This is a genomic window from Methylobacter sp. (assembly GCF_036845245.1).
Classification (GTDB): Bacteria; Pseudomonadota; Gammaproteobacteria; order Methylococcales; family Methylomonadaceae; genus Methylobacter_A.
Genome location: NZ_DAIUEH010000001.1, coordinates 35,188 through 50,228, shown reverse-complemented (window position 1 = coordinate 50,228; position 15,041 = coordinate 35,188). Strand labels below are relative to the sequence as shown.

General features: G+C 45.2%; 15 protein-coding genes. 10 read left to right on the top strand and 5 right to left on the bottom strand.

Going from position 1 to position 15,041, the window contains the following annotated elements; translation table 11 throughout:
- Positions 1 to 115 precede the first annotated feature (115 nt).
- Genes miaB through V7051_RS00200 form a run of 4 tightly spaced genes read left to right on the top strand, consistent with a single transcriptional unit; the run spans position 116 to position 3,746 of the window.
- Entirely contained in the window at positions 116 to 1,471 is a 1,356-nt protein-coding gene (miaB, locus tag V7051_RS00215) for a tRNA (N6-isopentenyl adenosine(37)-C2)-methylthiotransferase MiaB (RefSeq protein WP_333872863.1), read from the top strand.
- A gap of 3 nt (positions 1,472 to 1,474) precedes the next feature.
- Positions 1,475 to 2,449 (top strand): PhoH family protein, encoded by a 975-nt coding sequence (locus V7051_RS00210; RefSeq protein ID WP_333872862.1) that lies wholly within the window; start codon positions 1,475 to 1,477, stop codon positions 2,447 to 2,449.
- A complete protein-coding gene (gene ybeY / locus V7051_RS00205; protein WP_333872861.1) occupies positions 2,446 to 2,907 on the top strand; it encodes an rRNA maturation RNase YbeY in 462 nt (153 codons plus the stop codon). The genes V7051_RS00210 and ybeY overlap by 4 nt, the downstream gene beginning before the upstream one ends.
- Positions 2,904 to 3,746, top strand: a complete 843-nt coding sequence (locus V7051_RS00200; RefSeq protein ID WP_333872860.1) for an HlyC/CorC family transporter — start codon at positions 2,904 to 2,906, stop codon at positions 3,744 to 3,746. The genes ybeY and V7051_RS00200 overlap by 4 nt, the downstream gene beginning before the upstream one ends.
- 156 nt (positions 3,747 to 3,902) lie before the next feature.
- On the opposite strand, the gene V7051_RS00195 is transcribed toward V7051_RS00200, so the two are convergent.
- Both V7051_RS00195 and V7051_RS00190 read right to left on the bottom strand, forming a co-directional pair.
- Entirely contained in the window at positions 3,903 to 4,286 is a 384-nt protein-coding gene (locus V7051_RS00195) for a 4a-hydroxytetrahydrobiopterin dehydratase (RefSeq protein WP_305267728.1), read from the bottom strand.
- Positions 4,287 to 4,334: 48 nt separating this feature from the next.
- Positions 4,335 to 4,931: a hypothetical protein gene (locus V7051_RS00190; protein WP_333872859.1), complete on the bottom strand. Its 597-nt coding sequence runs from the start codon at positions 4,929 to 4,931 to the stop codon at positions 4,335 to 4,337.
- 251 nt (positions 4,932 to 5,182) lie between these two features.
- Here V7051_RS00190 and V7051_RS00185 point away from each other — a divergent pair, with 251 nt between their 5' ends.
- The 6 genes from V7051_RS00185 to V7051_RS00160 all read left to right on the top strand — a co-directional run bounded on the left by V7051_RS00185 (position 5,183) and on the right by V7051_RS00160 (position 11,861).
- Positions 5,183 to 5,461 carry a PA3496 family putative envelope integrity protein gene (locus V7051_RS00185; protein ID WP_334181096.1) on the top strand — a complete coding sequence of 93 codons (279 nt, stop codon included), beginning with the start codon at positions 5,183 to 5,185 and terminating at the stop codon, positions 5,459 to 5,461.
- 202 nt (positions 5,462 to 5,663) lie between these two features.
- Positions 5,664 to 7,604: a poly-beta-1,6-N-acetyl-D-glucosamine N-deacetylase PgaB gene (gene pgaB / locus V7051_RS00180; protein ID WP_333872857.1), complete on the top strand. Its 1,941-nt coding sequence runs from the start codon at positions 5,664 to 5,666 to the stop codon at positions 7,602 to 7,604.
- A gap of 61 nt (positions 7,605 to 7,665) precedes the next feature.
- Positions 7,666 to 8,994, top strand: a complete 1,329-nt coding sequence (gene pgaC, locus V7051_RS00175; protein ID WP_333872856.1) for a poly-beta-1,6-N-acetyl-D-glucosamine synthase — start codon at positions 7,666 to 7,668, stop codon at positions 8,992 to 8,994.
- Positions 8,991 to 9,437, top strand: coding sequence for a poly-beta-1,6-N-acetyl-D-glucosamine biosynthesis protein PgaD (gene pgaD / locus V7051_RS00170; RefSeq protein ID WP_333872855.1), 447 nt, complete (start codon positions 8,991 to 8,993; stop codon positions 9,435 to 9,437). The genes pgaC and pgaD overlap by 4 nt, the downstream gene beginning before the upstream one ends.
- A 74-nt stretch (positions 9,438 to 9,511) precedes the next feature.
- Entirely contained in the window at positions 9,512 to 11,194 is a 1,683-nt protein-coding gene (locus tag V7051_RS00165; protein ID WP_333872854.1) for a DUF262 domain-containing protein, read from the top strand.
- Positions 11,195 to 11,324: 130 nt separating this feature from the next.
- A complete protein-coding gene (locus V7051_RS00160) occupies positions 11,325 to 11,861 on the top strand; it encodes a flavin reductase family protein (RefSeq protein WP_333872853.1) in 537 nt (178 codons plus the stop codon).
- Here the strand turns inward: V7051_RS00160 and V7051_RS00155 are convergent, their stop codons facing one another.
- Genes V7051_RS00155 through V7051_RS00145 form a run of 3 tightly spaced genes read right to left on the bottom strand, consistent with a single transcriptional unit; the run spans position 11,862 to position 15,039 of the window.
- On the bottom strand, positions 11,862 to 12,299 hold the full coding sequence (locus tag V7051_RS00155) for a YcgN family cysteine cluster protein (RefSeq protein WP_333872852.1): 438 nt from the start codon (positions 12,297 to 12,299) through the stop codon (positions 11,862 to 11,864).
- Between the two features lie 13 nt (positions 12,300 to 12,312).
- Positions 12,313 to 13,173, bottom strand: coding sequence for a PHP domain-containing protein (locus V7051_RS00150; protein WP_333872851.1), 861 nt, complete (start codon positions 13,171 to 13,173; stop codon positions 12,313 to 12,315).
- Between the two features lie 51 nt (positions 13,174 to 13,224).
- Positions 13,225 to 15,039: an ABC transporter ATP-binding protein gene (locus V7051_RS00145; protein ID WP_333872850.1), complete on the bottom strand. Its 1,815-nt coding sequence runs from the start codon at positions 15,037 to 15,039 to the stop codon at positions 13,225 to 13,227.
- Positions 15,040 to 15,041: the final 2 nt, after the last annotated feature.

Here is a 15,041-nt window from a genome sequence, read left to right as displayed (position 1 = left end):
TTTCATTACTAAAAGGTGGCTTTACACCGCCGCTCCGTCTCAATAAAATCAAGAAGCGGACTTTAGAATCGGGGGTGTGGCCTCAGTGATTTTCGGATGATTTACTATTAAAAATATGACACAAAAACTTTATATTCAAACCAACGGTTGCCAAATGAACGAGTATGATTCCGATAAAATGCGGGATGTGCTCAACGCTTCACATGGATTTGAATTAATTGATGATCCGAAACAAGCCGATGTCTTGTTGTTGAATACCTGTTCGATACGCGAAAAAGCGCAGGAAAAAGTATTTTCGGCTTTGGGCAAATGGCGCAAGATTAAAGACAAGCGGCCCGATGTAATTATTGGCGTCGGCGGCTGCGTCGCCAGCCAGGAAGGTGCCGCTATCCAAAAGCGGGCGCCCTTTGTGGATATAGTGTTCGGGCCGCAAACCCTGCATCGCCTGCCGCAGTTGCTGGACCAAGCGCGTAGCCAGCAAAAACCTGTAGTCGATGTTTCCTTTCCTGAAATAGAAAAATTCGATGCATTGCCGGAGCCAAGAGCCGAAGGTCCAAAAGCTTTCGTTTCAGTGATGGAAGGTTGCAGTAAATATTGTACGTTTTGTGTGGTGCCTTATACGCGAGGTGAAGAAATCAGCCGTCCGCTGGATGACGTGATTGCCGAAATCACCTCATTGGCCAAGCAAGGTGTGCGGGAAATCAATCTGTTAGGCCAAAATGTTAATGCTTATCGTGGCGTAATGGACGACGGCGACATCGCCGATTTTGCTTTATTACTGCATTATGTGGCGGCGGTGGAAGGTATAGACCGCATTCGTTTTACCACTTCTCACCCGATGGAATTTACTGACGAGCTGATTGAGGCTTTTGCCGAAATTCCGCAACTGGTTGACCATCTGCATTTGCCGGTACAAAGCGGTAGCGATCATATTTTAAAAATGATGAAGCGCGGTCATGCGCGTGCCGACTATATTGAGATTATCCGCAAGCTGCGCACAGTGCGGCCTAATATTTACCTGTCGTCTGATTTTATTATCGGTTTTCCCGGTGAAACCGATGCCGAGTTTGAAGAAACCATGTCTTTCATTGAGGAAATCGGCTTCGATTTATCATTTAGTTTTGTTTATAGCCAACGTCCCGGAACACCGGCGGCTGATTTACCGGATGATGTGCCTGCGGAAGTTAAAAAGCTGCGCCTGGAACGTTTTCAAAATCGCATTAATGAAATGACGGCGGCTATTTCACAGAGCATGATCGGCACCGTACAAACTGTTTTGGTTGAAGGACAGTCTAAAAAGAATCCGTTGCAAATGCAGGGCAGAACAGAGAATAATCGAGTCGTTAATTTTATTGGGCATCCAAGGTTGGCTGGACAGTTTGTCGATGTGCTGATCGCCGAGGCTTTACCCAATTCTTTACGAGGTCGGATAGTCGATGCTTCCGTTGATAAAATTATTAGTAACAGTTGATTTATGATTTCACAGGAAATTTCTCTAGCGCCTGCCGATAATGGCCGGTTATCCAATTTTTGCGGCCAATTTGATGCGCATTTGCGACAGATTGAGTCACGTCTTCAGGTTGAGATCGCTAACCGCGGCAATCAGTTTAAGGTAACGGGTTTAGATAATTCAGTAAAGGCGGCCTGTGCCGTTATGCAGAAACTATTTGCCAGCACCGAGAAAGAACAGTTGACTTCGGAATTGGTTCATTTAGCCATGCAGGATGCCTCCATCGAAGAGCTATTGGACGCCTCGGCAACGCCGTCCCAACAAAACGTAACGATCAAAACCAAATGCGGGATGATCAGGGGCCGCGGGCTCAACCAGCAAGAATATCTGAGGAAAATTGTGACTCATGATATCAATTTTGGCGTGGGACCTGCCGGAACCGGAAAAACTTATCTGGCCGTCGCTTGCGCTATCGAGGCATTGCAAAGCGAAAAAGTCAGAAAAATCATTCTGGTGCGTCCTGCGGTAGAAGCCGGTGAAAAGCTGGGCTTTCTGCCGGGCGATATGGCGCAAAAAGTCGATCCTTATTTACGGCCTTTGTATGATGCGTTATACGACATGCTCGGTTTTGAGCGGGTTGAGAAAATGATCGATAAAGGTATTATAGAGGTCGCGCCGTTGGCTTTTATGCGCGGCAGAACGTTGAATGATGCTTTCATTATTCTGGATGAGGCGCAAAACACCACAGTCGAGCAGATCAAAATGTTCCTTACCCGTGTGGGGTTCGGGTCAACGGCAGTGGTTACCGGCGATGTGACCCAGATCGATTTACCGTCGGAAAAAATGTCCGGTTTGCGGCACGTGCTTCAAGTATTAAAAAATGTCGAAGGCATCAGTTTTACCTTTTTCGATGCGCGTGATGTGGTCAGGCATCCATTGGTGCAGCGCATTGTTTATGCCTATGAAGCTTATGAAAAAGCAAACAAGGCCGAGTCGTGAACCAAATAGAAATCCAGGCTGTTTTTGAATCGGCAGGCCAGCCGGATCAGCAGCAAATCCAGCTTTGGGTTGATACGGCGCTGGATGATTTTGATCAGGACACCGAGATTGTGGTACGTATTGTTGATGAGAAGGAAAGTGCCGCGCTCAATGAACAGTATCGCCATAAATCAGGTCCGACCAATATTCTCAGCTTTCCGGCTGACTTGCCTGAAGGTATTGAGCTGGATTTGCTGGGCGATTTGGTCATATGTGCCCCGGTACTGGAAAAAGAAGCGCTGGAACAGGACAAGATATTGACGCATCATTGGGCGCATATCGTTGTGCATGGTGTGTTGCATTTATTAGGTTATGATCATATCGATGATGATGAAGCCGAGCTGATGGAAGACAAAGAGATAGCAATTTTGCATAAATTACATATCAATAATCCCTATATAGAGGTAAAAGATAAATGAGTGATGAACAACCCCCAAGTAGACACTCCCCACAGAAAAGCTGGGTTGATAAGATCAGCCACTTACTGACTGGGGAGCCGCAAGATCTTGAGGATCTACTTGAAATATTAAGAGAAGCAAGGGAAAAACGTTTATTGGATACGGACGCTTTAGCCATGATTGAAGGCGTTTTACAAGTATCTCAAATGCGGGTCAGGGATATTATGATCCCCCGCATTCAAATGGTTGTCGTACCCAAAGATGCCGAGCTGGAAACCATATTCCCGTTAGTTACCGAGTTTGGGCATTCGCGTTATCCGGTTATCGACGGCGATCGAAGTAAGGTGGTCGGTGTTTTATTAGCCAAAGACTTGCTGGCGCGTGTTTTAGAAAATAAGACCTTGAAAGTGCACGAAATAATGCGGGCGTCATGCGTCGTGCCGGAAAGTAAGCGCTTAAATGTGCTGCTGAAAGAATTGCGTACCAATGGTAATCACATGGCAATTGTTGTCGATGAGTATGGCCAATCGGCTGGACTGGTCACCATTGAAGATGTGTTAGAACAAATCGTCGGCGAGATTGAAGACGAGCACGACGATCATGAAGACGAAGGCTATATTTTTCAACGCAGTTCAAATGAATACATGATTAAAGCGTTGACGCCGATGGATGAGTTTGATGAATATTTTTCAACCCATCTGGCAACTGATGAATACGATACCATTGGCGGTTTTATTGTCAGTCAGCTTGAACATATGCCGAAAAAAGGCGAAAGCCTGGTCGTGGATTCAATGAAATTTGAAGTTATCAGAGCAGACAGTCGACGCGTACATCTGCTAAAACTGAAAATAATTGAGTAGAATTGTCCACGAAAAACACGAGAATATAAGGTTATGTCGACGTGAATTTTTCTCTTCACGCCTAAATTTTTAATCCCGGCTTTAGGATGGATATGTCGCCGTAGATTAATTAGACGTTGCTTTTTTGTGCTTCTCGTGGAGAAAATGTGTATCAGCCTAATCATATTTGATGTATTTAAACCGCGGATCATCGGGAGTGCCTTCCAATGCACCACCCTCTTTACCGGGCTGCCACATCACCACCTCTTCGATTTTACGGGCTAATTCGAAATCCTTGTTAGTAATACCTTTAGCGGCATGATTCATTAATTTAACGATCACAAAGGCATAGGAAACGGTAAGGTCCGGGTGATGGAATGCCGCCTCAGCCAAATGTCCTACCGTATTAACAACCATCAATGTCGCTTTCCAGCCGCTGGTTTTATATTTGCGGCGAATCCAGCCGTTTTCCAGATACCAGTGCGGTAGCTCTTCCTTTAATCGCTGCTCGATATCGGCATCGGAATAAGTGTCTTCATGTGTGCGTTCTCTCCAACCCATAATGGCTCACCTCTTGTTTGCTTATGAAAAGACCGGATAACCTTGCAGTTAGTTCTCCGGTTCCGGATGCGTGGCTTCGCAGCCTTGCTGATAAAAAGTAAATGACGGGGCAAATGGAACAACATCAATCGTCAAAGTTGTTTCTTTCTGGAATAGTTTAATGGGATTAGCCACGCTGTTGCGAAAATTAATGGACAATTGTTTAGTCAGTTTTTCTTGTGCTTCATCTGCGCCCAAGGCAAAAGGATCTTCCGCGAGATTGGTTGCATTAATGGCTTCCTGTAAAGCTTCTGTCGCGAGGGTTTGAATTTTGTTTTCGAAGTCACCGAAGATTTGCGGCCCTTTTTCACGTTTAATTCGTTCTATATCGGCCGGATCGGCATAGAGCAGAAATGCGCCTTTAACACCTTGAAAATCATTTTTACATACGCCGCCATCCATGATTCTGACCAGATTTAATGTTGTGTTGCCTTTAGTCCAGGTCAGCGGTGGATTTTGACCTGACATTTGCGCTGAACCTTCAGTTATTACCGGCGCTTTATCGGGAGCCGGTATGGCTTTTACGTCTTGTTTGAGTTCTTGAGTCGAACAGGCGGACAGTGTAATAAATACTATGCTGATCAAAATTTGTATGCTTGCTTTCATAAATGACGGGTGTCGTTTTAAGTGAGATTAGGGCATTGTAATCGTTAAAAAAGTCGTCAGGTAAAAAAATATGGCTGATCAGTCAAGAAATATAAGATGACATATAAAAAAATAAAAGCATTGATTATGTATAGCTCTTCCAAGCAATTGATCTTTTTTAAAAATGAATATCAACGCCCTAACTCATCACGGGACTTTATCGTTGTTCAATTAAAATTTCGCTTTACAAGCTTGTCATAAGTAATTAAAAAGTGAATTTTAAAGCTAGATTAATTACGACTATGAAAGTATCTAAATCCGTACCAGATAAATCCGCGCCTGAAGTTGGTGTCGACAAAAGTAAAGATGAAGTTGATCTTGATATTGAAGGCTTCGATTTGGGTTTGAGCAATGAATATATAACACTGCCTAATGAAAGTGAGCGAGCCGCAAAAAAGATGGCTGCACGCAGAAAAATTGAGCTGTACTGGGAGAAAAAACGATTGCAGGAGCAGCTCGGTGATTTTTATGACGAGGATATCGATTTTTAATGAAGTAATATCAATAGAGTAGCGCGGCGTTTATTTGTATGGAAATAATATAATTTTTGTTAAGTAACAGATTGTTGAACAGGTCTTGTCGTCGGGAGTCGAGTGTGTAATCTTGTTCAGCCGATTATTCAATCCGGTTTGCGCGTTTTTCGGTTAAAATTGTCACCCGTTAATGAGTTTTTCTTTTCGCAATCTGGATGCCATGACCATTTTCACCCCTGTTACAGCCGTCAATTATTTAAAAAAGTTATTTGTATTAATTTTTCTGATTATTTTTTCCGGTACAGCATCTGCCAAAGAACATTCCTTTCTGGTTCTTAATTATCACGACATACTTACTGCCCAAGATGCTAAACGTTCTGTTGATAAAATGGATGTCGGTGTTGAGCATCTTGAAGAGCATCTGGGGTGGTTGAAAAAGAAAGGTTTCAAGATTGTCAGTGTGCAAAATATTCTTGATGCTGCTGCCGGTAAAGATGTATTACCCGATAAAGCCGTGCTGTTGACCTTTGATGACGGCTACCAGAGTTTTTATACCCGTGTCTTTCCGCTATTAAAAAAATATCATTATCCCGCTACAGTTGCCTTGGTGGGAACCTGGATGGACGGTAACGTCACTGTCGACGATCCGGGCAAACCCTTGCTTACCTGGGCGCAGGTAAGAGAAATGGTGCAGTCCGGTTTGGTAGAGGTCGCCTCGCACAGTTACGACCTGCATAAAGGTGTGAATGCGAATCCTCAAGCCAGCTCGCAGGCCGCAGCAGTAACCCGGATATATGACGATCCGATGCTGGTTTATGAAACCGATGAGCAGTACCGCGAACGTATCCATGCAGCCTTGTTGAAAAGTGCCGAGTTCATTTTTCAGCATGTCGGCGTCAGGCCCAGAGTGATGGTCTGGCCTTATGGGGAATACAATCAAATCGCGGTGCAAGCGTCGCGTGAAGCTGGGATGCCGATAACGATGAGGCTGGACGACGGTTCAAATACCTTGGCGGATATAAGCACCTTGCGTCGATTGATCATGGTGGATAATCCCGATGTCAACCAATTCGCAGAAATTGTTACCGGGCTTCGTGCTGACAGGCCTTTACGGGTAGCGCATCTGGATATGGATTATCTTTACGATAAAGACCCCGAGCAAACCGAGCATAATCTGGATGCCGTGGTTCAACGCATCAAAGATATGCATATCAATACCGTTTATTTGCAGGCTTATGCCGATCCTGACGGCGACGGCAATGCCGATGCGTTATATTTTCCTAATCGCCATTTGCCGGTAAAACAGGATTTGTTCAGTCGGGTTGCCTGGCAGTTAAAAACCGTAGCCAGAGTCAGAGTTTATGCCTGGATGCCGATTTTGGCCTATCAGGGCAAAGCGCCGGAATCGTGGTATGTTCAGGAATGGCGGGACGGCAAGGCACAAAGTGCCAGCCATGTTTATACCAGGTTGTCGCCGTTCAATCCCGAAGCGCGTCAATATGTGGCTGAGATTTACGAAGATTTGGCCAAATATTGCAGTTTTGACGGCATCTTATTTCATGACGACGGAATTTTATCGGATTATGAAGATGTATCGCCGCTAGCGCTGGCTTTTACAAAAGAGGCATGGGGCCTGCCCGACCAATTCGAACAGTTGCATGCAACCAGCAAAATGCGCATGGCGTGGGCGCAACATAAAACCGAGTTGATTAACCAATTTACCGATGAGCTGGCAAGCCGTGTGCGTATTTACAGGCCCGACATCAAGACTGCGCGTAATTTTTATGCGTTGCCTTTGTTAAAGCCTTATAGTGAAGAATGGTATGCACAGTCCTTTAAATCCTTTTTAGCGCATTACGATTATGTCGCCATTGAAGCCATGCCGTTTATGGAAGAAGCCGATAATCCGATACAATGGCTTACAGAATTGGTGAAAGCAGCGGGTAAACAACCTGAAGGACTTAAAAAAACCGTGTTCGAGCTGCAATCAATCAATTGGAAAACCCAGCAGAAAATTCCGATGCCGGTATTTATTGAACAACTTGAGTTGTTGAAAAAACTCGGCGTTAATCACATTGGCTACTATCCGGACAATGTGTTTCAGGATCAGCCACGCCTAACGGATTTGCAACAACATTTCTCACCTCCTATCCAGCCGTAACCATGTATTTTGATTTAATCAACCTGTATAAGGGGGGCAATGCCGCTTGCCCTGAAAAACCATGACGACTTCATTGCAGAACTTGATCGCAATGCTACAAACCCAATGGCATGATTTTTTTTCAGCATGGGAGCCACTGGATGACTACATCGAAGGATTTATTTATTATTATCCTTTGTTTATGGCCTACATCTGGATGTTTGGCGCAATTATTTTTTATTTTCGTTATGAATGGCATCAGCAAGGTAACGCCGAACACCTGCCCGAATTAACCGAACAGCCGCCTGTTTCGATTTTGATCCCCTGTTATAACGAAGGAGACAATATCCGTGAAACCGTGGAAATTTTGCTGAGACAGAAATATCCCGCATTCGAAATTATCGCCATTAATGACGGTAGTAAAGACAACACCCTGGCAATATTGCAGGAGTTAGCAGAACAACACGATCAGCTTCGCGTGGTCAATTTACACACCAATCAAGGCAAGGCGATGGGTTTGCGTACCGCCGCGTTGCTGGCCAACAGTGAAATCCTGATTTGCATTGACGGCGATGCGTTGCTGGCTCCAGAAGCCATCGCCTGGATGGTGCGGCATTTTCTTAATAACCCGAATGTCGGTGCGGTCACCGGTAATCCGCGTATTCGTAATCGTTCTACGCTATTAGGCCGGATTCAGGTTGGCGAATTTTCGGCCATCGTCGGCATGATCAAGCGGGCGCAACGGTCATACGGACAGGTATTCACCGTCTCCGGCGTTATTGCCGCCTTCCGTAAATCCGCATTGCACGATGTCGGTTACTGGAGCAACGACATGGTCACCGAAGACATAGATATCAGCTGGAAGCTACAGCTAGCCGGTTGGTCTATCTATTTTGAACCGAATGCCTTGTGCTGGGTGTTGATGCCGGAAACCCTGCAAGGCTTATGGAAACAACGATCACGTTGGGCGCAGGGCGGAACCGAAGTGTTGTTGCGCTATTTTCGCGACCTGTTTCGCTGGTCGTCGCGCGGCATGTGGCTGTTGTATGGCGAATGCCTGATCAGTATCTTCTGGGCGTTTTTAATACTGTTACATATACTTTACGCACCCGTGGCATTGTTTAACGAGTCGACTAACGAATCGTTGCATGACCTTAGTCCTAACTGGACCAGCATGCTGCTGAGCCTGACCTGCCTTATCCAGTTCGGCGTCAGCCTGTTCATAGATTCGCACTACGAATACCGTACCGGCGGCGTTGCTCGGTATTATTACTGGATGGTCTGGTATCCCCTGGTGTACTGGTTGATAAATGTCGGCACCACCATCGTAGGCTCGATTCGGGCGATAAAGAAGAAACGCGGGCAACGCGCTGTCTGGGTCACCGTGGATAGGGGCTTGCGCGAAAAATGAAAGAATACATTATTAATGCTCCGCAGTTACAAAGCCTGCAAAAACGGGTGGGCGCTTTATTTGTCTGGGCCATCTGTTGGGTGATGTGGGTTTATTTGTTGATTCCTTTGGTCACATTAAGCAGCTGGGTGCTGGGTGATAGAAAAATGATCAACGAAATGCGCTGGTTTGGCGGTTACAAAAGCCTGCTGCAACTGATGGAGATTTATGTTGTAACTTTACTGGTGATGGTTGCACTCTGGTTATGCTGGATTTTTTATCGTAAATTCCGTAGCAGGATAATACTTCCGGCAGCAGATAAAATTGTTAACGACACCGAGCTGTGCGCGTTTTATCAGGTAAAAGCCGATGAACTGCAACAGTGCCGGAATGTATCGATGATTACGGTTTATTTTGACGATCATGGGCATATCGTTCATCTTGATCCTCATATAGATCGGTAGCCCCCTTAGAGAACTACAGCCTATTTGTTTGAAACGAGACAAGGTACTTACCAGTAAAAACGGAGGAGTAATATATGGCATTTATGTTAATGGAACCCACTAATCAAACTTTTCAGGAATTGATTGGCAACGGTGTGAAATATCAAGTGCCGAGGTTCCAAAGAGATTATGCGTGGGATCGAGAACAGTGGGAAGACTTATGGTCTGATATTGAGACTATTAAAGATGAACAATACCATTATATGGGTTATATCGTTCTTCAAAGGAAGAGTCAGCATGATTTTGAAGTCATTGATGGGCAGCAGAGGCTTATTACGCTTTCTTTAGTTGTACTTGCCGCTATGAAAAACATTCAATTGTTAATCAATAAAGAGGATGAAGCCGAAGCAAACAAAGAACGTTTAGGCGTTTTGACAGATCGTTATATTGGATCTAAAAATCCTATTTCTCTAAAAGTGGATAGTAAACTTTCATTAAATAGAAATAATGGTTCGAATTTTAAAGTGATTTGTTCTACGTTGGAGGCACCCAATAGAAGAGGACAAACAAATACCAATAAGCTGTTGAACAAATGTTTCAAATTTTTTGAAACAAAAAAAATGGGCGATACGGGACAAGAAATTGCTGAATTTATTGAGCGTGTTTCTTCAGGCATGATTTTTACCAAGATAGTCGTCCAAGATGATTTAAATGCCTATAAGGTATTTGAAACTTTAAATGCACGGGGAGTGCAGCTATCTACCCCTGATCTATTGAAAAATTATATATTTTCCGTAGTAACAAAAGATAATAATGTGTCAGATGAAGATCTAAATGAGCTTGATGAAAGCTGGTCTGAAATAGTTTCACAACTAGGGGAAAGTAATTTCACCGACTTTATTCGTTACCATCACAACTTCCAAGCAACTTTAGTTACCAAAAAAGACTTGTTTTCATCGGTTCGGAAGTTGGTAAGTACACCAGAAAAAGCCTATGAATATCTCCGCTCTTTAAGTCAATATGCACCTGTTTATGCCTCGCTTTTAAATCCTTATGATGAATGGTGGGCTTATCAGGATGTTGTTTATCGTGAAGTTAAAAAATATCTGGAAGGATTTGAATTATTTAATATAAAACAACCATTTACGATTCTAATGGCTGCGTTTTATCAGTTTTCTGCTGAAGAATTTGTAACACTTTCCAGATATTTGTACGTTCTGGCTATTAGATACAATGTCATTTGTCATTTTTCACCGAATGAGCAAGAATCCGCTTTTAATCAGCTAGCGATAAAAATCCATTCAAAAGAATTTGCTCGTGCAAGCCACGTTAAGAATAGCGAACTTTTTAGAAAACTTTATCCTAGTGATGAGTCATTTTGTAATGCATTTGAATTTCATAAAATGCCAAGTAAACGTTCTGCTAAAAAAATAAGATTTCTATTGGCTGAAATTGAAACGTATTTGGGGCATGAAACAGACTCTACCAAAACCACGTTAGAGCATGTTTGTCCCTATAATCCTGATCAGGATTGGGATAATTATTTTGGTGATGGGGTAAATGACATTCAAGATCGATTGGGCAATGTAGTTTTGCTTGAGAAGGATGAGTTACGAAGAGCAAGTTTTGAAGATAAAAAGAAGGCATATTTAGATGCGCACTACCCATTAGCTCAACAAGTCGCCTCTTATGACAAGTGGAACTTGCAGAACTTAAATGATTACCAAGCTTGGTTATCAAAACAAGCGGTGGGTACTTGGAAAGTGTCGTATGAATAACAATTTATTAACGGTCGGCTTCAACTTCTCATTAGAGCCTTAGCTCATTCTGTAGCTTTTATAATCGGGTTCTCGTGAAAATTGGATGCTGTTTATAACGTATTTGCCAGGAAACAAGAGGTACGCCGATATGTCAAAAGAATCCTTCCCCCTGTCCAAAGTCTACGGTCTGCTTGAGCCGGGACCGGTTGTGTTGGTCACTACTGCTAGAGAGGGTAGGGCGAATATTATGACTATGTCGTGGCATATGATGATGGAGTTCGAGCCGCCGATGCTCGCTTGCGTGATCAGTAACGGGAACTTCAGTTTCGATAGTTTAAAAGCAACCAAGCAATGCGTAATCAATATCCCAACGGTGGAGCTGTCGAAAAAGGTGGTGGATTGCGGGAACAGTTCGGGACGAACGGTCGATAAGTTCAAAGAGTTCGGGCTGACGCCGGTGGCCGCCTCATCTGTCGAAGCGCCGCTTATCGACGAATGCTACGCCAATCTTGAATGCAGGGTTGTTGATGATAAGATGGTAGCCAAATATAACCTCTTCATTCTTGAGGTCGTCAAAGCCTGGATTGATCCGCGGAAGGAACATCCGCAGACGATTCATCATCTTGGCGAAGGCGCGTTCATGGTCGCCGGCGAGACGATCCATTTGCCCTCCAAAATGAAATAACTACTCCAGCCATTCGATAATGTAGTCTTCCAGGTCTTCGATGTCGTCGACTTCTGATTCCTTTATCGCATAGCTGCTGATTGAGACTCCGGCATTCTGCGCGCTCTTAGAGTCTCCTGAGAGTAGCGGATGCCAAGGGGGAAGTTCTTTTCCATCGTTCAATAATCGGTAAGCGCAGCTTGCCGGTAGCCAGTTGTATTCGGTAAAGCTGTGTTGTTTTAAATCCAGGCATTCCGGGACTAATTGGGTGCGTTCGCTGTAACGGGTGCAGCGGCAAGTCTCAAGGTCGATCAGCTTACAGGCGACGCTGGTAAAGTAGAGGTCGCCGGTGTCTTCGTCTTCCAGTTTGTGCAGGCAGCATTGCCCGCAGTTATCGCATAACGACTCCCATTCTTCGGCGGTCATTTCCGATAGTTTTTTGGTTTTCCAAAAACTCATACGGCGTTGCTCATTAACAGGCTGAAGTTGCAATTGGACAATCATTAAGCAGTTCCCATACTGGTTTGATATTCTCGGGTAAGGGCGCAAGCCTGCCTAATTCGACCCATTGGTTGGCCGGGCTGTGAAAGTCGGAACCGACCGAACCGGCCAGTTCAAAACGTTTTGCGTAAGAGGCGACCAGTTTTATTTCATCGCTGTTATATCGGCCGGTTACAACTTCTATGCCTTGGCCTCCGGCCTTCTTGAACGCCGCCAACAGGCGTTTTATCCAGCTGGCGGTCAGTTTGTAGCGCAAAGGATGCGCCAATACAGCGACGCCGCCGGATTGGGTGATCCAGTTTACCGCCTGTTCCAGCTCGGCCCAGGTTGTCGAAACATAAGCGGGTTTTCCGGCGCCAAGATAGCGGTCGAATGCTTCCTGCTGGGTCGATACATGGAATTGCGACAGCAGAAAGTCGGCGAAATGGGTACGGGTGATCATGCCATCGCCGGCAGCTTTTTTGACGGCTTCCAGCGCGCCGGGAATGCGTTTTTTCTCCAGCTTATCTGCGATTTTTTCGGCGCGTTCGGTGCGCATGATTTGCAGGTTGCGGGTGGCCTCGGCAAGCGGCGGATAGGCCGGATTAATGCCCAGTCCGACAATATGAAAACATTTATTTTGCCAGCTGGTCGATAATTCAATACCGGGTATTAATTTAATGCCTGCTGCGTTTGCCGCAGCCTGTGCTTCGCCAAGTCCTGCGACGGTATCGTGATCGGTTAACGCCAGCGAGGTGACACCGCATTCATGAGCGCGGCGCACTAATGCAGTGGGCGATAATGCACCGTCGGACGCGGTAGAGTGGCAGTGTAGATCGTAGTTTTCAGTCATAGTTTTTTAGTTAAGGATGCAAGGAAGAGGCAATGTGTCCTTGTACCTGATTTACTGATACTCACCATAAAGTTTTGCATAAAGGCCGTTTTGGCTGAGTAGGGTTTCATGTTGTCCATGCTCGCAGATTTTGCCTTGTTCAAAAACATAAACATGATCGGCCTGTTTAACGGCACTTAGGCGATGGGCGATAATAATGGTGGTGCGGTCTTTTAAAAACTCCGCCATCGCTTGATGCAATTTGTGCTCTGTTTCGCTATCCAGCGCCGAGGTGGCTTCATCCAGTATGACCACTTTGGGATCGGCGACGATCATTCTGGCAATGGCTACGCGCTGCCTCTGGCCGCCGGAGAGTCTCATGCCCAACCGACCGACGACGGTGTCCAGTCCTTGGGTCAGATCTTTGACGACATCGTTTAATTGCGCGATGGCCAGCGCATTCCATAATACCGCATCGGGAGCCGGTTTACCCAGGGTCAGATTGGCGCGGATGGTGTCGTTAAACAGCACGGGATGCTGCAGCACGGTGACGACGTTTTCCCTGACCACTTCCAGACCGATGCGGTCTATTGCGACATCATCGAAATAAATCTGGCCGCTGTCGGGCGGATACAGGCCGATCAGGGTTTGTATCAACGTCGATTTTCCGCCGCCGCTGGCGCCCACCAGCGCAACCTTTTCGCCAGCCTTGATTTTTAATTGGATGCCGTCGAGTATCTTTTCATCGCTGTAGCTAAAATGCAGGTTTTCTACGCGTAAAGAGACGGTTTTTTTATGTAAAAACGGGTTTTCAAGATGGGGGTAATGAGGTTCCTGTTTTAATGCGTTAAGCCGGTTGATACGGATTAACGCAGCTTTGGCCGCATAAAACGCATATTGGATGCTTAAAATTTCCTGCACCGGAGCCATCATAAACCAGAGATAGCCGAACACGGCCAGCATTTGTCCGATGCTGAGATCGGAATAAAACACCATCATCATTGCGCAGGCGCGAAATATGTCAAAGCCGAACAGGAATACCAAAAAGCTCAAGCGCGTTGCTGCATCGCTTTTCCAGGCAAAAGCCGTGGAAAAATCTTTAACAGACCGGGCAGATTCAATCAGTTGGTGACAATAATGTTTCTCGCGATTGCTGGCGCGTATTTGATGGATGGCTTCCAGCGTTTCAGTCAAGGATTGTTGAAAAACTTCGTATGCCGAGTTTTCTTTGGATTTAAGGTCTTTAACGCGAGAGCCGATAACGCGGGTAAAATAAATAACTACAGGATTAAGCAGCAGAATAAATAAACCCAGCTGCCAGTGCATCCATAATAATATGACGGCAGTGCCGATAACGGTCAGGCCGGACACCAGCAGTTTACTGACGGTAGTGCCGATAAAGGTGTCGATCGTATCAAGGTCTTTGACCAGATGAGTCACAACGGTACCGGTGCCCAGGCTTTCGTATTCGGACATTGAAATATTTTGCAAATGGCCGATCAGGTCGGTGCGGATGCGGAATACAATATCTTTCGCAATGCAGGAAAATTGCCGGGATTGAATGATGTTGAAAATGATCGCAATGATGCGCAGGACCACGCTGATCAGCAAAATAAAGCTGATATAAAGAAGAGGGATTTGCCAGGCGACAGGAAACATCAGGTTAACGGTTTTAATGATAACGCCGGGTTTATGCAATAGAACTTCATCGACCAACAACGGCATTAACAACGGCACCGGAACGCTGGCAATGGTTGCCAGAATGGCGATAAAATGAGAAATAATCAGTTCTTTTTTGTGTTCTAGAGCAAATTGGTAGATAGTTCCCCAACTGTATGACTGGGTAGCTTGTTTTGTTTGCAAGGGATTTGATAGGGATGTTTTCATTA